The organism is Pollutimonas bauzanensis (assembly GCF_900129885.1).
Taxonomy (GTDB): Bacteria; Pseudomonadota; Gammaproteobacteria; order Burkholderiales; family Burkholderiaceae_B; genus Pollutimonas; species Pollutimonas bauzanensis.
The window spans coordinates 109382-127532 of the sequence record NZ_FQXE01000002.1 but is presented as its reverse complement, the minus strand read 5'-3'; the positions used below and the strand labels follow the sequence as shown (position 1 = coordinate 127532).

The 18151-nt window shown below is 62.5% G+C and carries 14 protein-coding genes; 6 read left to right on the top strand and 8 right to left on the bottom strand.

Going from position 1 to position 18151, the window contains the following annotated elements; genetic code table 11:
• On the top strand, nt 1–1686 hold the full coding sequence (locus tag BUB23_RS03740; RefSeq protein ID WP_073101771.1) for a ShlB/FhaC/HecB family hemolysin secretion/activation protein: 1686 nt from the start codon (nt 1–3) through the stop codon (nt 1684–1686).
• Between the two features lie 592 nt (nt 1687–2278).
• Here BUB23_RS03740 and BUB23_RS03735 read toward each other — a convergent pair.
• Together BUB23_RS03735 and BUB23_RS03730 are read right to left on the bottom strand one after the other, a co-directional pair.
• Nucleotides 2279–2605 (bottom strand): helix-turn-helix domain-containing protein, encoded by a 327-nt coding sequence (locus tag BUB23_RS03735; protein WP_073101770.1) that lies wholly within the window; start codon nt 2603–2605, stop codon nt 2279–2281.
• A gap of 157 nt (nt 2606–2762) precedes the next feature.
• Nucleotides 2763–6374, bottom strand: coding sequence for an ABC transporter ATP-binding protein/permease (locus tag BUB23_RS03730; RefSeq protein WP_073101769.1), 3612 nt, complete (start codon nt 6372–6374; stop codon nt 2763–2765).
• 220 nt (nt 6375–6594) lie between these two features.
• Between BUB23_RS03730 and BUB23_RS03725 the strand changes: the two genes are divergently transcribed.
• Entirely contained in the window at nt 6595–7188 is a 594-nt protein-coding gene (locus BUB23_RS03725) for a hypothetical protein (protein ID WP_143160868.1), read from the top strand.
• A 36-nt stretch (nt 7189–7224) separates the two neighbouring features.
• Here the strand turns inward: BUB23_RS03725 and BUB23_RS03720 are convergent, their stop codons facing one another.
• Nucleotides 7225–8247 (bottom strand): LLM class flavin-dependent oxidoreductase, encoded by a 1023-nt coding sequence (locus BUB23_RS03720; RefSeq protein ID WP_073101767.1) that lies wholly within the window; start codon nt 8245–8247, stop codon nt 7225–7227.
• 230 nt (nt 8248–8477) lie between these two features.
• Between BUB23_RS03720 and BUB23_RS03715 the strand changes: the two genes are divergently transcribed.
• Together BUB23_RS03715 and BUB23_RS03710 are read left to right on the top strand one after the other, a co-directional pair.
• Nucleotides 8478–8888, top strand: a complete 411-nt coding sequence (locus BUB23_RS03715) for a DUF2231 domain-containing protein (protein WP_342743817.1) — start codon at nt 8478–8480, stop codon at nt 8886–8888.
• Nucleotides 8881–10197 carry a PQQ-dependent sugar dehydrogenase gene (locus BUB23_RS03710; RefSeq protein WP_073101765.1) on the top strand — a complete coding sequence of 439 codons (1317 nt, stop codon included), beginning with the start codon at nt 8881–8883 and terminating at the stop codon, nt 10195–10197. The genes BUB23_RS03715 and BUB23_RS03710 overlap by 8 nt, the downstream gene beginning before the upstream one ends.
• Nucleotides 10198–10218: 21 nt before the next feature.
• Here the strand turns inward: BUB23_RS03710 and BUB23_RS03705 are convergent, their stop codons facing one another.
• The 5 genes from BUB23_RS03705 to BUB23_RS03685 are packed head-to-tail and all read right to left on the bottom strand — an operon-like array spanning nt 10219 to nt 14476.
• Entirely contained in the window at nt 10219–11301 is a 1083-nt protein-coding gene (locus tag BUB23_RS03705) for a threonine aldolase family protein (RefSeq protein WP_073101764.1), read from the bottom strand.
• A 12-nt stretch (nt 11302–11313) separates the two neighbouring features.
• Nucleotides 11314–12048 carry an amino acid ABC transporter ATP-binding protein gene (locus tag BUB23_RS03700; protein WP_073101763.1) on the bottom strand — a complete coding sequence of 245 codons (735 nt, stop codon included), beginning with the start codon at nt 12046–12048 and terminating at the stop codon, nt 11314–11316.
• 48 nt (nt 12049–12096) lie between these two features.
• Nucleotides 12097–12786 carry an amino acid ABC transporter permease gene (locus tag BUB23_RS03695; protein ID WP_073101762.1) on the bottom strand — a complete coding sequence of 230 codons (690 nt, stop codon included), beginning with the start codon at nt 12784–12786 and terminating at the stop codon, nt 12097–12099.
• Complete coding sequence (locus tag BUB23_RS03690) at nt 12779–13555, bottom strand: amino acid ABC transporter permease (protein WP_073101761.1); 777 nt, start codon at nt 13553–13555, stop codon at nt 12779–12781. The genes BUB23_RS03695 and BUB23_RS03690 overlap by 8 nt, the downstream gene beginning before the upstream one ends.
• 9 nt (nt 13556–13564) lie before the next feature.
• Nucleotides 13565–14476 (bottom strand): amino acid ABC transporter substrate-binding protein, encoded by a 912-nt coding sequence (locus BUB23_RS03685; protein WP_073101760.1) that lies wholly within the window; start codon nt 14474–14476, stop codon nt 13565–13567.
• 112 nt (nt 14477–14588) lie between these two features.
• On the opposite strand from BUB23_RS03685, the gene BUB23_RS03680 reads away from it, so the two are divergent.
• Both BUB23_RS03680 and BUB23_RS03675 read left to right on the top strand, forming a co-directional pair.
• Nucleotides 14589–15518: a LysR substrate-binding domain-containing protein gene (locus tag BUB23_RS03680; protein WP_143160867.1), complete on the top strand. Its 930-nt coding sequence runs from the start codon at nt 14589–14591 to the stop codon at nt 15516–15518.
• Between the two features lie 154 nt (nt 15519–15672).
• Nucleotides 15673–18132, top strand: a complete 2460-nt coding sequence (locus BUB23_RS03675; RefSeq protein WP_073101758.1) for a membrane-bound PQQ-dependent dehydrogenase, glucose/quinate/shikimate family — start codon at nt 15673–15675, stop codon at nt 18130–18132.
• Nucleotides 18133–18151: the final 19 nt, after the last annotated feature.

The following is an 18151-nucleotide window of genomic DNA, read 5'->3' as shown; positions in this document are numbered from 1 at the left end:
ATGAAGATGGAAAACCGTTCCAGCCGCGCGCACGCGGCATCATCGAAGCCGCGTGCCGCAGCGCTATTGCTGCCGCTGCTGGCCGCCACGGTCATTACGGCTTCCGCCGCGCATGCGCAAGCCGTGCCCGGCGCGATCGACATATTCCCCGACGCCGGCGCGCTGCAGCGCAGTCAGGAAATGCAGCGCGGCTATCTCGAAGAGCGTGTTCCCGCGCCCGAGACGCCCGAGCCCGTGATCCGCGACGAACAGTCCAAGCCTCCCGCGGCAAGTTCGCGCGCCACCGCCAGCTTCGAGCTCAAGCGTCTGGACTTCGATCCCAGCAGCTACTTGAGCGACCAGGACCTGGACGCCATCCGCGCGCGCTATGTGGGCCAGCCCATCAACTACGACGGCTTGCAGATCATCGTGCAGGAGATCAACGCGTTGTATCGCAAGCGCGGCATCCTGACGGCGCGCGCCATCCTGCCGCCGCAGAAAGTCGTCGGCGGGGCCGTGCGCATCGAACTGGTCGAAGGCAGGCTGGGCAAGGTATCCGTCGTCGATAACCGCAACGTCCGTGATTCCTGGCTGGTCAATTGGCTGGAAATCGAGCCCGGCGAACCGCTGGACACCGCCAAGCTCGAACGCCGCATCGAGCTTTTCAACCATAGCAACGACATGCGCCTGGATGCGCGCCTGCGTCCAGGCGCGTCGTTCGGCTACACCGATCTGATGCTGCAAGCCCATCAGCTGCCGCCTTATCAATTGCGCGTATTCGCCGGCAATGAAGGCTCGCGCAGCGTAGGACGCAACCAGGTCGGCCTGGACGGCGCCTGGAACAGTCCGATTGGCATCGGCGACCGGCTCGGCTTGTACTATCTGCATTCCGACGGTTCGGATTCCGCCTCGATCAACTACACGATACCGGTCAACCGGCAGGGCGGCCGCCTGGGCGTGTCTTACAGCGATCTGGATAGCCGCGTCGTATCCGGGCCCTACGAAGATTTCGACGTCAAGGGCCGCGCGCGCAGCGGGCAGATTGTGTTTAGGCAGCCGCTGCTGCAAAAAGGCGCGTGGTGGTTCGACGGCACCCTGGCCGGCGGCGTCAGCAAGAGCACGAACGATATCCTGGGCGCGCGCCTGAGCGAGGAAAAGGTCAAAAGCGCAACGGTGGGCCTGTTCGCCAGCGGTCTGTACGAGGACCGCAGCCTCAGTTTGAGCGTCACCAACAGCAACAACCGCATGGAATCCAGCTTGAGCGGTCATCGCAGCGCCAATATCTGGGCTTTCAACGGTAGCTGGATCGAAAAGGTTTCCGGCGCGCAGTACACGCTCCTGCGGGCCAGCGCTCAGCAGACCAGCGCCAAAATCCTGTCGCCCAGCCTGTTGCTGCAACTGGGGGGCGCAACCACTGTGCGCGGCTACCCCGTCGGCGTGGTGGCGGGCGACAATGGCTACTTCGCCAACCTGGAATGGCACCATCGCATCCGGGGCGACGTCAGCGGCTTTGTGTTCGGCGATACCGGCACAGTGCGCACCGCCGGTACGCCGAACCAGCAGATTTCGTCGCTGGGCGTAGGCCTGGACGCCCGCCTGCTCAAGTCGGTCGACTTCAACATCACCGTGGGCCGGGCGGCCAATATCGTGGTGCCGGATCAGGGCCGCTACGTCATCACCGCCCGCGTGGCCTGGCAGATTTTCTAGCGATTGGCAATATTTGACCTCGCCGAGGCAGCGCAAGCGCATCACGAGAGGGAATCCACATCACGGCAAGGGCCAGTGATACTTTCGATATAGACGGGAGGCTACCGGACTTCAAGCCGGCGCGGCACAGTTTCGGATACCTCGGGGCCTCAGCCGCTGGATGTGCTGTCAGCTTGCGGGCAAAGCGATATCGGTGTACGTCCGCTCCTGGCCGAGGCTGTGTGGAAACGTATTGGCAGCTTGGGCGCATGCAGCGTTCGGCAGGGGAGTACGCCATTGATCATACGCCGTCAGCCACCTTGCCTATGCGTTGTAAAGTCGGATCAGATGATGCTCTGCATCGACAGCCGTCTATACGTTGTAGCCGACCAGACCTGATCCCTTGGCCTGGGAGATCATCGAGCGTGCGTCGGGATCCGTCAGCTCTTCAAGGTTGCGGCTGGGGTCGTGGGCAAGACAGTAACTCTTTTACCTCTTGCAGAGGAGAGCAGCAGTTTCGGCTATCTGTTCATGCTCGAAAGCTGCCGCGAAGTCGTCCAGTTCGTATGCGCGCAGCCCAACACTTGTTGGCGGCTCGGTGCGGCGATCGCCATCACAGCGCTCCCGAAGAGCCGCCGGACTTGCTGCGCACGCGCTTGGGCAAGTTCTCGTCCATCAATGTCAGTCCGATTTCGTCGTTCGGTGTGTCCAGCAGACGCTCGAGCGCCTGGATTTTGCCAAAGACATGCAGGGCTCGGGCGAAGAAATGGATGGGCACCTTGACATCGCCTTTCTCCATTCGGCGCACGGTGGACAGGGACGCGCCCATGCGCTCGGCAAGCGAGGCTTGGGAGATGTGGCGCCGCCTGCGCGCCAGGGAGATGTCGTTGCCGAGTTTCCGGATAGCACGCTCCACGGGCAAAGGAATTGGGTGTTCCATAATTAATGTTCCCCTGAGACACTTAATTAGAGGTTTGTGTTCTCAAGAGAGCAATTATGGCTCATTGCCTGGAGCAGACTCCACAGTGTCGGCAGCTACCATCGAACTGATGCCTAGCCAGGTGTATTCCCGTTTTCCGAACGGGAATACCTTTTTATCAGTCAACGGATTGGATGCGGTTGCTGTTCCGCCGCGCAGCCGTCAGTTGCCGGCCCACCAGATGAGCGTATGCGCCATCCCGCGCCAGCAGCTGCGCATGCGTTCCGTATTCCACGATGCGGCCGGCATCGACGACCGCGATGGCGTCCGCCTGCCGGATAGTCGAGAGGCGGTGGGCTATGATCAGCGTGGTGCGATGGCGCATGAGGCGAGCCAGCGCTTCATGCACCTGCGCCTCGCTGATGGCGTCCAGGTGCGAGGTGGCTTCGTCCAGGATGAGGATGGGCGCGTCGCGCAGGAAGGCGCGTGCAATGGCTATGCGCTGGCGCTGCCCTCCCGACAGGGCCACGCCGCGTTCGCCCACTTTGGTGGCCAGGCCGTCGGGCAAGGCGGCGACAAAATCCGCCAGCACCGCCTGTTCCACCGCCAGCGCCAACTCCGCGGCGCTGGCATTCGGGCGGGCCAGGCGGATATTGTCTTCCAGAGAGCCATTGAGCAGCCATGTATCTTGCGCCACCAGGGCGATGCGGGCATACAGCGCGTCCAGCGTCAGCTCGCGCAGGTCCACGCCGTCGATGCGCACGGCGCCGCGCTGCGGATCCCAGAAACGCAGCAGCATGCTGGCCAGAGTGCTTTTCCCGGCGCCCGATGGGCCGACCACGGCCAGTGTGGCGCCGGCCGCGAGCTCCAGGCTTACGTCCTGCAGCGCGGGGGTGTTCCGGCCAGGGTAGGTGAAGGTCGCGTGCTCGAATGATAAAGGCAGGCCGCTGGCCTGTATGGGCGGCGCTTTGACGCCACCCATGATGGCGACCGGCTCGTCATGCACCGCGCGCAACCGGCGGGTGGAGGCCAGCGTATCGGCCAGCTGGCGGCTGACTTGGGCGATTTCCGATACAGGCAGGAAAGCCGCGACGGACAGCAGTATCAAGAGCGGCAACACGCCGGCCGCCAGCTGTCCTTGCGTTACCCACCATGCGCCGACGGCGGCCACCGAGAGTCCGCCCAGGCCCGTGGCTATTTCCAGCAGCGCGCCCTGGCGCGACAGATCGGCGAGCAGCGCCAATCGCACTTTCTGGTAATCGCGGACCATGGCGAGGAATGTTTCGCGGCGCCGGCCCGTGGCCGAAAACGACACCAGGTCGGGCAGGCCCTGTATGGTCTCGGACAAATTGGCGCTCAGCAGCCCCAGCGCCTGTCTTGCCCTGCTGCCCAGCGCATCGATGCGCGTCCGGCTCAGAATCGGCGAGGCCGCGGCCCACACCAGGAAAGGCAGGAGCGCAAGCAGCAGTGGACTTGCGGCAATGCCCAGGATGAGCAGCACCACCGCCGGCACCAGCACCGCCACGAATGCCGGCGCTACCGTGTGGGCAAAGAAGTACTCCACTGTTTCCACATCCTGCGTGGCCAGGCCGACCAGGTCGCCGGAGCGCCGCCGCAACAGGTATGACGGCGCCAGCGCTTCCAGCTTGTCGTAGAGCGCGATGCGCATTTCCGCCAGCAGGCGGTAGGCGATGGCGTGCGCCAGCCACGACTCGATCCAGTGCAGCGCCGCGGCGGCGATGGCCGCGGCGAACAGCGCAGCCAGCAGGCCGCCGTAGGGTGCGCCGTTCTTGAGCTGGATGATGATGGCCGCGCTCAGCACCGACACGCCGATGAAGGCCGCCACGCGTCCAATGCCGCTGGCCACGGTGATGGCAAAATCGCGGCGCCAGGGACGGATGATGTCGAACAATGTGCCGAACACTTTGCGCATGCCGATCTGCCGCGCGTCGGCCTCCAGCGGGCGCGCTGCGGGACGCTGGCCATCGTCCGCTCCGGCGGCGGCGCCGGCGGCGGCTGCAAGCGGCCGCTCGTCCGCCAGGACGGCGGCCTGCAGCATGCCGCCGTCCTGGGCGCCCATGAGGCGGCGGTACAGCGTGTCGCCCGCCATGAGCGTCGCATGCGCGCCGGTTTCGACGATGCGCCCTCCGTCCAGCACCAGAATGCGGTCGGCATTGATGACACTGGAGAGGCGATGGGCCAGGACCAGCGTAGTGCGGCCGCGGCTCAGGCGATCCAGCGCATCCTGGATTTCGGCCTCGTTCTCGGCATCCACCGAGGACAGCGCTTCGTCCAGGACCAGTACCGGCGTGTCGCGCAGCAGGGCGCGGGCGATCGTGAGCCGCTGACGCTGCCCGCCCGACAACTGCGTGCCGCGTTCGCCCAGCACAGTGCGATAACCTTGCGGCAGGGCCATGATGAATTCATGGGCATTGGCCGCGCGGGCCGCCGCTTCCATCTGCTCGGGCGTGGCATCGGGGCGCGCCAGCAGCAGATTTTCTTCCACCGTGCCGTGGAACAAGGTGCTGTCTTGCGCCACGACCGAAATCTGGGCTCGCACGGCATCGGGATCCAGCGTGCGCAGGTCGGCGCCATCCAGTTCCACCGCGCCGCCCTGCGGATCATGCAGGCGCAGCAACAGCCGCAGCAGCGATGATTTGCCGGCGCCGCTGGGGCCGACTATGCCCACCCGTTCGCCGGGAGCCACCGAAAAACTCAGGCCCGCGTGGGTGGCCAGCCGGCCGCCCGGATAGGAGAATTTCACGTCCTTGAATTCTATCGACAATCCCCCATCGGCGCGCCGCATCCTGGATGCCGCCGCGGCGCCACGCGGCGCTGAACTGCTTGCCTCCAGCAGGGCATGCACGGCGCCGGCCGCCGATTGTCCGACCATGCCGCTATGCATGACTGAGCGCAAGTCGCGCAAAGGGCGGAAAATTTCCGTGCCCGCCATCAGCACCACCAGCAGCGCGGCCAGGGTCATCTCGCCATGCGACACGCGCCATGCCCCCGTCGCCAATGCGGCCGCGGCGCCCAGCGTGATACCCAGATCGGTCAGGAAGCGCGTGGATACTTCGCGGCCCAGCACCTTGAATGTATTGTCGGACAGGGCCCGCGCCCGCGCGGCCAGACGCTCGCCCCAGGCGCGGCTCTGCCCGAAGGCCTTGAGCGTGGGCAGGCCCTGCATGGCATCGAGGAATTCTTCGCCAAACGCCTTGAAGGCCTGCTGCCGTTCTTGCGCGGCGAGCCGGTTGCCCTGATGCGACAGCAGGGGCAGGACCAGTGTGATCAATGCCGCCGCCAGCAGCACCAGCGCCACGGGCCAATCCCACCACGCGATAAAGGCGAAAATCATGACGGGCGCGCAAGCAGCCACGAACAGCTGCGGCAGATAGCGCCCGAAAAATACCTGCAGCTGTTCCACGCCGTCGACCACCGCCAGCATGACGCCGCCCGTGCGCTGGCCGCCGAACCAGGCCGGCCCGAGTTCCACGATCTTGTCGTAGAGCCGGGCGCGCAGGTTCTCCTGGATAAGGGCTGCGTTGCGGTTGGCCAGCGTGTTGAGCGCATGTTCCAGGGCGCCGCGCAGCAGGATGGCCGCCCCCGCGCCGGCCAGCGGCGGCCATAGATCCTGGGCGCCGGCGCCGGCAAACAGCCGCGCCAGGAATTGTCCCAGCAGCGCAAACCGGGCAATTCCGGCGGCGAGTCCCAGCACTCCCAGCAGAGCGCAAAACAGGATGCGCAGCCGTATGCCCTGCGTCATGGCCCAGAGTTTGGCGTCGAAATACATGATGAACCTATGTCTATGTGGTGGGCGGACGGGCGGCCGGCGAGGCCCTGTTTCCGTCCAGCAAAACGCAGTCAGAATAGCCGACCTTGCGCCGTTGTCCAAGCGGGCAAGCGCCTCTGGTTTCACTTATTGCGCTTTTGCTGATAGGCTGTGGGCTCTCTCATACTGTATTGACAGGAGGCCATGGATGGCATATCAACGCACACAGGCGCAAAAGCTTTTGACAGCCGCCGAACTCGAGCTCTTCGATTCCGGCCGAACGACTGAAATCCGCAAATTGAGCAAACCTGAACTGCGCTCCAGGCTGGAACGCAGTCGAAAACTGCGCGACAAGTATCGTGACCTCTATCGCCGCCAACGCCTTGCCGTTCGCCACGCCAGCGGCACTAAAGCCGGTGCCGAAGGGGACGCCAACCGCCGCACCCAAGAGAAAGAAGAAATTCTCGCCGAGTCCGTGGCACGCTTCGAGGCTCGCCTGGCGCAAATCGAAAAGCAGGAAGACCGCGAGTTCGAAAAGGCCCAGAAGGCGGCATCTTCAAAAGTGCCGGCTGTCAAGGTGCTGAAGAAGGCCGTGGCCAAAAAATCGGCGGCCGCCAAGCAGGACGAGACTGTCGCAAAGACGGCCGCATCCAGCCGCGCAGGCAAGGCCTCCAAAGGTAAGGCGGGCGAAGCCAGGGCCGAAAAAAGGAATGTCAGCAAATCCGCCCGCGCCGTTGAGCCTACCGCAGTGACCCAGCAATCCCGGGGCATTGAAATCGGCGCCCATCAACGCTCTCAAGCAAAGAGGTCCCAGGCCAAGCGGGACAGCCGCTAGATCCGGGGTCGACCTGCGGGTTCGCCTTTCACTAGGTCAGCGCCAGCCTAGGCCTGGCGCGACATGGGTCAGGATCGCTTCAATGACATGCGTGTTGTAGTCGACGCCGAGTTGGTTGGGCACGGTCAAAAGCAAGGTGTCGGCTTCGGCAATCGCCTCGTCCTGCGCGAGTTGGGCGATAAGGGTGTCCGGCTCGGCGGCGTAGCTGCGGCCAAAGATCGAACGGGTCTTCTCGTCGATGAAGCTGATCTTGTCGCCTTCCTGGCCGCTGGGCCCGAAATACCCGCGGTCCCGCTCGTCCACCAGAGCGAAGATGCTGCGGCTCACCGACACACGCGGTACTCGTGTGTGGCCAGCCTCCTTCCATGCCGCGCGGTAGGCCCGGATCTGCCGGGCCTGCTGGATATGGAAAGGCTCGCCGGTCTCGTCATCCTTGAGGGTCGAGCTTTGCAAGTTCATGCCCAGCTTCGCGGCCCAGACCGCGGTTGCATTCGAGCTTGCGCCCCACCAGATTCGGTCGCGCAGCCCATCGGAATAAGGTTCGAGGCGCAAGAGGCCGGGCGGGTTCGGGAACATCGGTTGCGGGCTGGGTTGCGCGAAACCCTGGCCCCGCAGCAGATCCAGCAGGACCTCTGTGCGACGCCGTGCCATGTCGGCGGCCGTCTCGCCCTCCGCGGGCTGGTAGCCGAAATGGCGCCAGCCCTCGACCACCTGCTCGGGCGAACCGCGGCTGATGCCGAGCTGCAGTCGTCCGCCCGCAATCAGGTCGGCCGCGCCCGCATCCTCGGCCATGTAGAAGGGGTTTTCGTAGCGCATGTCGATGACGCCGGTGCCGATCTCGATTCGGCTAGTCCTGGCGCCGGCGGCCGCGAGCAAGGGAAAGGGGGAACTGAGCTGACGGGCAAAGTGATGCACGCGGAAATAGGCGCCGTCCGCTCCCAGTTCCTCGGCGGCAACGGCAAGCTCGATGGATTGCAAGAGCGCGTCGGCGGCCGACCGCGTCTGTGACTGGGGCGAGGGCGTCCAATGGCCAAACGATAGGAATCCGATCTTTTTCATGTGAGTGTTTGTCCTTGCATTCTCGGGGACCAGGCTGCGCGTCAACCAAGCAGAAGGCGTCCTGGCCCGGGCCGGCGCCCAAGCCGCGATAAATTGATTATATGGTGTTCACGGGCTGGGGCTTTACGATTGCGCGGGAACAGATTTTGCTGGGGAGTCCGTCGCGCGTATCACCTTTTCATCTAGCGAGAATAGCCATGCCATCTCATGCCCGACCGTCCCGATTCAGGTTGTCGACAGCCATCTTCGACCTGCTTGATCCGATACCCTTCGGTTTTTTTGTTGCCGCGCTGATCTTCGACATCGTCTACGCATACAGCCCTGATGTGTTGTGGGGGAAAGGCGCAGCCTGGCTGATCAGCATAGGATTGCTGTTTGCGATCATCCCGCGGCTCATCAATCTCGCGCATGTGTGGTTCATCAGGAGCCGGCCCGCCGCATACGTCGAGAAGATCGATTTCTGGCTCAATTTGATCGCCATCGCGGCCGCGATCGTCAATGCCTTCGTGCATACCCGGGACGCTTATGCCGTGATTCCCCAAGGCATCTGGCTTTCCGCTTTCACGGTGGTTCTGCTGTCCGTGGGAAAAGTGGTTCTGGCTACGCAGAAGGCCGGCTTCAAGGAGTTTCGCCATGAATAAGACGGCCTTGTGGGGAGTTTCGGTGGTGGTCATGGCGCTTGGCTTAAGCGGGTGCAACGAGGGGGCGAAGGTCGATCCCGAGGAACAGATGGGTCCGAATCCGTCGCTGCCGCAGGCGCGGAATTTCCTGTCTCCGCCCATGCAGGTGCCCGAGGGGGTGGGATGGAAGGACAACGAGGCGCCCAAAGTGGCCGAGGGTCTGAAAATAGAGAAGATCGCCTCCGGCCTTCTGCATCCCCGCCAGCTGTATGTCTTGCCCAACAACGACGTGCTGGTCGTGGAATCGAATGGCCCCGGAACGGAGCCGACGACCACGCCGAAACAGCTTATCGGCGGCATGGTGAAGAGTCGTTCGGGCAAGTCCGGGAAGGGCGGAAACAGGATCACGCTGCTGCGCAAGACAGCGGGCGCGGCCGGGGAATGGGAGAAGCACGTCTTCCTCGAAAACCTGCACTCGCCTTTTGGTATTCAGCTGATCGGCGATACCTTGTATGTCGCCAATACCGACAACATCATGAAGTATCGATACACGCCGGGCGAGACCAGCTTGCAAGCGGCAGGCACCGAGCTCGCGGATCTGCCCGGCACGATAGACCATCATTGGACGAAGGCGTTGTTGGCCAGTCGGGATGGCAGCAAGCTCTATGTCGGCGTTGGCTCCAATAGCAATATCACCGAAAACGGTATGGCCGTGGAATACAGGCGCGCCACTGTGCTGGAAGTCGATGTGGCGAGCGGCGCAAGCCGCATTTTCGCGGCGGGGCTGCGTAATCCCACGGGCATCCAGTGGGAGCCGGAAACCGGGAAGCTTTGGGCCATCGTCAATGAGCGCGATGAAATCGGCGCGGACCTGGTTCCGGATTACCTGACCTCGGTTCAGGAGGGGGGCTTCTACGGCTGGCCCTACAGCTATTTCGGCCAGCATGTCGATCAACGGGTCATGCCCCAGAGGCCGGACCTTGTCGAAAAAGCCATCAAGCCCGATTATGCCTTGAGTTCGCATGTCGCCCCCCTGGGCCTGCTCTTCTATACCGGAAGTGATCTGCCCGAAAAATACCGCGGCGGCGCGTTCATCGGCGAGCATGGCAGTTGGAACCGCTCGCCCCTGAATGGCTACCGGGTGTCTTATGTCGCGTTTGAAAATGGCAAGCCCACCGGTAAAGTGCAGCCGGTCGTCACCGGTTTCGTTTCGGATGACGAGAAAGAACTGCGCGGCGCGCCGGTGGGCCTGGCTCAGGATGCCGACGGAGCCCTGCTGATTGCCGATGATGTGGGCAACACGGTCTGGCGCGTGACGGGCGGGCAGTAATTGCCGCCAGCGCATCCGCGCTTAAGGCAGCGTGGCCGTGACTTGTTTCAATACATCGCGGAACGATTGCACCGCCCGCTCTATGTCGGCATCGCCGATATGGCGGTGGGTGACGCAACGCAAGCGCGTAGCGCCCCACGGCCGTGTCCGCAGGCCGGCGCCTTCCAGCGCCTGCACCCATTGGGCGCTGGTCAGGCCGCTGCGGCTGGTATCGACCTGGACAATATTGGTTTGCGGCACGGTGGCGCTTAGCGGGGATTGCAAACGGTTCAGCGACTCGCTTAATGCACTGGCACGGACATGATCCTCGACGAGGCGGTCGATCATGTGCTGTATGGCATATAAGCCGGCGGCGGCCATGATGCCGGCCTGCCTTTGTGTCCCGCCCAGCATGCGGCGCAGGCTGCGGGCCTTGTCCATGACCGTGCGCGGCCCGACCAGCACGGCGCCGACCGGGGCGCTCAAGCCTTTGGAGAGGCACAACGAAACGGTATCCGTGCAGCGCGCAAGTTCCCGCGGTGCGGCTCCCAGGGCCACGGAGGCATTGAAAAAGCGCGCGCCGTCAAGGTGCACCGCCATGCCCCGCCCGGCCGCCATCTTATGGACCGCCTGCATGTGCTCGAGCGCCAATGGGACTCCCCCGGCGTTGTTGTGCGCGGTTTCCATGGCGACCAGGGAGGTTTTGAGCGGAGCCCTCGGTGTTTGCAGCGCGCTTTCCAGTTCGGATAGATCCATGGCGCCCGCCTGGCCGGGAACGCCCGCGTAAAACAGGCCGGTAAAGGTGGCAGCCCCGCGCTCTGTCCGGTACATGTGCGCGGAAGACTCCATCACGACTTGTTCGTTGCGTTGAGTCTGCGCCAGAACAGCCAATAGGTTTGCCATCGTGCAACTGGGGACAAAGAGGCCGGCGTCCTTGCCGAGCTGGGCTGCGGCCGTGGCTTCCAGTTCAAGTACAGTCGGGTCGCCATCGAGGCCGTCGTCGCCGATGGGCGCGGTCCGCATGCATTCATACATGGCGGCAGTGGGCCGGGTGATAGTGTCGCTGCGCAGGTCGACGGGGGCTGGCGCTCCCGGAAGATCGCTGGGGGATGCGGGAGATGGCATTGGTCCAACCTTTTAATGCTCGAGTATTTTTGAAAGAAAGAGGCGGGTGCGCGGCGCGCGGGCGTTTACGTCGCCGAAGAACTCCGCCTTGGGGCAATCTTCGACAATGCGGCCTTCATCCATGAAAATCACGCGATCGGCCACCCTGCGCGCGAAGCCCATTTCGTGGGTCACGACCATCATGGTCATGCCTTCGCTCGCCAGGTCGGTCATCACGTCCAGCACCTCTTTGACCATTTCCGGATCCAGCGCCGATGTGGGCTCGTCGAACAGCATTACTACCGGGTCCATGGACAAGGCGCGCGCTATCGCCACGCGCTGCTGCTGGCCGCCCGAGAGAGAGCCGGGATGCTTGTCTTTATGCCCGGAAAGGCCCACGCGCTCGAGCAATGTCCATGCTCGCGCCCGGGCATCCTCGCGGCTGCGCTTGAGCACCTTTATTTGGCCCAGGCAAAGGTTTTCAGTCACGGTGAGATGCGGGAAGAGTTCGAAATGCTGGAAGACCATGCCCGCGATCGCGCGCAGGCGCGGCAGATTGGTGCGCGGATCGCCCACGGAAGTGGCGCCTACGGTGATTTCGCCTTTTTCGAAGGGCTCCAGCGCATTGACTGTTTTGATCAGCGTCGACTTGCCCGAACCCGAGGGTCCGCACACGACTACGACCTCGCCTTTGCCGACTTTGGTGGAGCAGTCGTTCAATACCTGAAAGTCGCCATACCATTTGCTGACGTTTTTGATTTCAATCATCGTAAGTTTCCAATCGATTTCAACCGCGCAATCTTGCGGGCAATATAGTCAGCGCACAACGGCAGTGCGCATCTCCAGCCGCTTCACTGCCTGGGATGTCGTCACGCAGATTATCAAGTAGACAAGCGCCACGAACAGATAAAGCTCCACCAGCCGGCCGTCGCGCTGGCCTATCTTGGACGCCGCCCCCAGAAAGTCCGTCAACGACAGGACGTAAACCAGGGACGTATCCTGGAAAAGAATGATGATGCGTGTCAGCAGCGATGGCACCATGTTGCGCACGGCCTGCGGCAACACCACGCTGCGCATGGCCTGTCCTGGAGTGAGGCCTATCGCCATGGCGGCGGCGATCTGGCCGCGAGAAATCGACTGGATGCCCGCGCGCATGATTTCACAGAAGTAGGCGGCCTCGAACATTGTGAAAGTGATAATGGCCGAACGGTATGCGCCCAGCTGCAGCGGCCTTGGCGAACCCACCAGCCAGGCGCCGACATAAGGCATCAAGAAGTAGAACCAGAAGATGACCAATAGCAAAGGAATCGACCGCATGATGTTGACATAGATAGCGGCGGGCACTGACAGCAGCCGAAACGGCGACAGGCGCATCATGGCAAGCACGGTTCCGAGCGCCAGGCCCATGGCCGCGGCAAGCAGGGTCAATGTCACTGTAAACGCCATGCCGGTTTTGAACAGATACGGTATGGCGTTCAGGACGGCGGCAAAGTCGAAGTCATTCATGCGTCATTTCCTTGCGCCACTGGTTGCGCTTCACAGCGGACCCGATCAGCCCTGGAATGGCGACGCGCCGCTCCATGGCGTGCATGCCAAGCACCACGATGCTGTTTATGAGCAGATAGACCACGGTCGCCGCGCTGAATGCCTCAAAAATATGGAAGCTGGATTCCTGCATGGCGCGTGCTTGACCGGTCAGCTCCAGCAGGCCTATCGTCAGCGCAAGCGAGGAGTATTTGATGGCGGCCATGAACTCCGATGTCAACGGAGCGATGACGATGCGCAGCGCCTCGGGCAGAATGATGTAGCGATAGGCCTGCACTTGTGTCAGGCCCAAAGCCGTAGCGGCCTGGAACTGGCCTCGCGGCAAAGATTGAATGCCTGCGCGCACCTGCTCGGCCATGCGGGCCGAACCATAAAAGCTCAGGCACAGCACCGCCGGAATGAACTGGCCCCACGGCTGCGCCATTTGCTTGATGGCCGTGCCCAGATGCACCGGAAGCAGCTCCGGCAATACGAAATACCACAAGAACATCTGCACCAGCAAAGGAATATTCCGGAATATCTCGACGTAGACAGTACCCAATACATTCAGCGGCCGCGACTTGGCAGTACGGAATACCGCCAGTATCGAGCCGAAGAACAGCGCGAACACCCAGGTGCATAATGACAGTGTCAGTGTCCAGCCCGCGCCGATGAAGATTGTTTGCAGGAAGGTATGGACGCCATCCGGCGACATTTCCCAAAATACCTGCCAACTCCAGTCGTAATTCATGCCCCGGGCTTATTCGTAAACCGCGGGGTCGCCGGAATCTGTAGGATGGGCCAGGGCCCGCTTGAGCGCGTCGCTCATGGGGTACTTGAGGTTGATGTGGTGTGGCGGGATGGGCGAATTGAAATACTTTTCGTAGATGGCAGCCACCTTGCCGCTCTTGATGAGATCGAGCACGGCTTCATCCACCACTTTCTTGAATGCCGGATCGTCTTTGGGCTCCATGATTCCGTACGGCGCCATCTCGAGGCTCTTGGTGCCGATCACGAAGTCGTCGGGATTCTTCGACGAAGCGACCGAACCATAGGCCAGGCCGTCGTCGTTGGCCGAGCCGGCCGCGCGGCCCGTTTGTACCATCAGGAAGGTTTCGCCCGTGTCTTTGGCGCCGATGATCTGGATGCCGTAATTGCCTTCGGCGTTGATCTGCGAAATTCGCTTGAATGTCTGGCCGCCCGCTTGCGCGGCGATTGCCTTGCCGCGGAATGAAGACGGGTCGTTGACGTCCACACCGCCGTCCTTGCGGGCCAATAGCACAACCTGCGCCACGAAAGTGGTGGGGGCGAAGGCCACGAATTTGTGGCGGTCGATCTTGTTGGTGGTATTGCCGCATTCAAGATCGATCGTGCCGTTTGCCAGGAGGGGAATGCGCGTGGCCGAGGTGGTCGGATTGTAGCGGACCTGAAGACTGGGCAGGTTCATCGCCGTCTTTATATGCTTTACCACTTCCTCGCAGATTTCCACGGTGTAGCCTACGGGTTTCTGATTGCCGTCCAGGTAGGCAAATGGTACGGAAGTCTCTGGATGCCCAAGGGTGATGGTTCCGGTTTCGCGGATTTTATCCAGACGACTCGCTCCTTCGGCCTGTGCGAGATGGGCGATCGCCGAGAGCGCGACAACGGCGGAAATAGTGGCGAATGTTTTCATTTTCTCCCTTTATGGCCGCGACCGCGGCATGTAATTGTTTCTTGCCGGTAGTATCCCTGAACTGTATAGTTTTTCCCAATACTAGTTAAGTATCCACCTATGCGGAAATGATATGGCGACAAGCAGAATGAATCTGCGGCAGATCGAAGCGTTTCGCGCTGTCATGCTGTCGGGCTCGATGACCGAAGCTGCTCAGCGGATGCATACTTCACAACCGCAAATAAGCCGCTTGATTGCGCAGCTGGAAGCGGTCTCGCAGTTTGCCTTATTCGACCGCAGCGGCAGCCGGCTGACTCCAACCGTCGACGGCATGCGCTTGTTTCAAGAGGTGGAGAAAACGTTTATAGGGCTTTCGGGACTGGAAGCCGCCGCCGCAAGCATCCGTTCGTTCAGCACCGGCCGGCTGAGCGTCGCGGCCATGCCTCGCCTGGCGGGCGGATTGTTGGCGCGGATCGTGGTGCGCTTCAAGGCCGAATATCCCGAGGTGATGGTGTCGATACAGTCCGGCAGCGCCAGCACCGTCCACAGCTGGATCAGCTCCGGGTTCTGCAATACGGGCTTGGCCATGTTGTACAACGAGACGCCTGGCGTGCAGTTCGAGCCTATCGTGAATGCCAGCTGCGTGGCTATCTTGCCGCGCGGCCACCGCCTGGCGAAACTAAAGAAATTGAAACCCGCCGATTTTGCCGCCGAGCCATTCATTTCATTTCCCAGTGGAAGCCCCTTGCGTGAACGGATAGACGGCATCTTCAATGCCGCCCGTGTCGAGCGGCCCATTTCAGCCGAAGCCAGCTTGGGCGCTTCCATCTGCGCATTGGTGGGCGCGGGCCTGGGCGTGAGCCTGATCAATCCCGTGGCGGCCGAGGAAGAGCGTGTCAGGGCAGGTATAGAAATACGCCCATTTTTTCCTGTGGTGCCCGCGGCGATTGGCCTGTTGTACCCGCCTTATCATACGCGGACCCGGCTGGTCCGCGTGTTTGCGCAGTGTGCCCGCGAAGTGGTGCTCGAGGAACTGGGCATGTTCGGGAAACAACGCAAGTAAGCTATCGATCCATGGCTTGTGAAGCGCCGCAACGGCCAAAATCGAATGCCTTTCAGCGCGCTCGAGTTCCGGCCAGGTACAGGAGTTGCTATGCACTGTCGGTTTGAAGAATCCTTCAAGAGGCCGCGGCAACACCAGGAATTCAGGAGTCGTCATGCAACAGAAACAGTCCCGGGGCGCTGGACATGTCCTGCTTTTGCTCTACACCATCATCGCCGCAGTGATCGGCCTGGTCCTTGTTTATCTGGGCTGGCGGCTATTGAGCGTGGGAGGCTCGGCTTATTACGCCGTGATGGGGATCGCGATCCTGATCTTCGCGGGGCTGCTCGCGCTGCACCGCAGGCTGGCGATCTGGGTTTTCGCCGCCATGGCGGTGGCTACGCTGGTCTGGGGCTTGTGGGAGGCCGGCTGGGATGGCTGGGCTCTGGTGCCGCGCTACAACTTGCTGATCGTCATGGGTTTAGTGCTCTGGGCATTGCAGGCGCCTGTGCGCCGGCTGACGACAAGAAACGGAACGACGATCACGCGCATGGCCTACGGCCTGGCGACAGGCGGAATCTCTTTGCTGATGCTCGCCGTCCTCCTGATACCCTTGTTCGACAATCCCTATGTCGAGACGGCGAGCGCGGACAGCGTGTCCAGCCGCCCCCGGCAGAACTATGGCAGCCGCACGATAGACGGGACGAATGGACAAGTCGCCGCCGCCAATGACGCCGGCAGCTGGACGGCGTATGGCGGCTCCAACCTGGCGCAGAAGTTCGCGCCGTCCGGGCAGATCACTCCGGCCAATGCCGGAAAATTGGAGCAAGCGTGGGAATTCCACACCGGGGACATGCCGCCTGAAGGAAGCACGCTGAACTGGGCGGGGGAAAGCACGCCGCTGATGATAGGCCGCACGCTCTATACATGCAGTCCCACGGGGCAGGTGTTTGCGCTCGATGCGGCGACCGGCAAGGAGAAATGGCGCTTCGACCCGAAGACGGACGCAAAGGCCCTGGAAAACAACGGCATTGTGATCTGCCGGGGGGTGTCCTATTACCAGGCGCCGCAAGCCCTGGCGCAATGCGGCGCCCGCATCGTCTGGGGCACGATGGACAGCCGCCTATTGGCGGTCGACGCGCAGACGGGCGAGCCTTGCCGCGATTTTGGCGACAATGGCCAAGTCGACCTGACCGAAGGCATAGGCCCCACCGTGCCCGGCTTTGTCGCGGTCACCTCGCCGCCGGCGATCGTCGATGGCGTCGCGATCGTTGGCCACAAGATATCGGACGGTCAGGATTACCGCGCTCCTTCGGGTGTCGTGCGCGGCTTCGACGCCGTGACCGGAAAAATCCGCTGGGTGTGGGATCTGGCGCGGCCCGGCGTCAATACGCCGCCGGCGGAAGGTGAACAATATCGCTACGGCACACCGAATGTCTGGACCCTCATTTCCGCCGATGAGGGTCTGGGCCTGGTCTATGTCGGCACCGGCAACGCATCGGGCGACTTTTACGGCGCCAAGCGCAGCAAGGAAGACGACGAATTCAATTCGGCCGTCGTCGCGCTCGATGTGAAAACCGGCGCGGTGCGCTGGCACTTCCAGACGGTTCATCACGACATCTGGGATTTCGATATCGGCCCGCAGCCCACGCTGACCGACTGGCAGACGCCTGGCGGCCCGCGTCCGGCGATCATCCAGGCGACGAAATCCGGCATGATCTTTGTGCTGGACCGCGAGACTGGCGCGCCGCTGATGCCGGTGCAGGAGATTCCCGTTCCGACGAAGGCGGGGGTGCCGAACGAGCGTGTCGCGCCCACGCAACCCATTTCTCCGGGGATGCCGAATACAGTGGGCGCTCCGGGAAAGGATTTCGAGACACTCACCGAGGCCAGCACGTGGGGCATTTCGCCCTTCGACCAGGCGCTGTGCCGTATCCACTTCCGCAAAATGCGCTACGAGGGCCTGTTCACGCCGCCGGCGTTGGGGGAAGGCTCTATCGGCTATCCGGGCAATCATGGCGGCATGAACTGGGGCGGCCTGTCGGTGGATCCCGATCGCGGGATCATGGTCATCAACACCGAGCGCTTGCCGTACCAGATATTTCTCATCCCGCGCGACGAGACCAAGGGCGCCAAGTCGATCTTCCAGAATAGCGGCCACAGACCGAAGATCATGCCGCAGATCGGCCTGCCTTACGGCGCGGTGAAGCGCCCATGGATGTCGGGGCTCAACCTTCCGTGCATCGCGCCTCCTTATGGCTACCTCGCGGCAATCGACATGCGCACGCAAGACATCCTGTGGCGCCGCCCCTTGGGCACAGGCTACGATCAGGGGCCGATGGGCATCAAGTCCCATATAAAGCTTGAAATGGGCACGCCCAGCGATAGCGGCGCCATGACCACCGCGGGCGGCGTGACTTTTATCGGCGCGGCCATGGATAATTTCATGCGCGCCTTCGACACCCAGACCGGCAAGCTTCTATGGGAACAAAGGGTCGACGCGGGCACGGGCGCCACGCCTATGAGCTATGAGCTCGACGGGCGTCAATACGTGGTTGCCTATATTGGCGGCAACGGGTCCATGGGCACCAAGATCGGCGATGGCGTGGTCGCCTGGGCGCTTCCCGCGCAATAGCAATCCGAGCGACGCGCCG

Excerpts from the sequence above, each read along its gene's own strand:
- BUB23_RS03740 (WP_073101771.1), top strand. The coding sequence starts at position 1 with ATGAAGATGGAAAACCGTTCCAGCCGCGCGCACGCGGCATCATCGAAG.
- BUB23_RS03735 (WP_073101770.1), bottom strand. The coding sequence starts at position 2,605 with ATGGAACACCCAATTCCTTTGCCCGTGGAGCGTGCTATCCGGAAACTC.
- BUB23_RS03730 (WP_073101769.1), bottom strand. The coding sequence starts at position 6,374 with ATGTATTTCGACGCCAAACTCTGGGCCATGACGCAGGGCATACGGCTG.
- BUB23_RS03720 (WP_073101767.1), bottom strand. The coding sequence starts at position 8,247 with ATGAAAAAGATCGGATTCCTATCGTTTGGCCATTGGACGCCCTCGCCC.
- BUB23_RS03710 (WP_073101765.1), top strand. The coding sequence starts at position 8,881 with ATGAATAAGACGGCCTTGTGGGGAGTTTCGGTGGTGGTCATGGCGCTT.
- BUB23_RS03705 (WP_073101764.1), bottom strand. The coding sequence starts at position 11,301 with ATGCCATCTCCCGCATCCCCCAGCGATCTTCCGGGAGCGCCAGCCCCC.
- BUB23_RS03700 (WP_073101763.1), bottom strand. The coding sequence starts at position 12,048 with ATGATTGAAATCAAAAACGTCAGCAAATGGTATGGCGACTTTCAGGTA.
- BUB23_RS03695 (WP_073101762.1), bottom strand. The coding sequence starts at position 12,786 with ATGAATGACTTCGACTTTGCCGCCGTCCTGAACGCCATACCGTATCTG.
- BUB23_RS03690 (WP_073101761.1), bottom strand. The coding sequence starts at position 13,555 with ATGAATTACGACTGGAGTTGGCAGGTATTTTGGGAAATGTCGCCGGAT.
- BUB23_RS03685 (WP_073101760.1), bottom strand. The coding sequence starts at position 14,476 with ATGAAAACATTCGCCACTATTTCCGCCGTTGTCGCGCTCTCGGCGATC.
- BUB23_RS03680 (WP_143160867.1), top strand. The coding sequence starts at position 14,589 with ATGGCGACAAGCAGAATGAATCTGCGGCAGATCGAAGCGTTTCGCGCT.
- BUB23_RS03675 (WP_073101758.1), top strand. The coding sequence starts at position 15,673 with ATGCAACAGAAACAGTCCCGGGGCGCTGGACATGTCCTGCTTTTGCTC.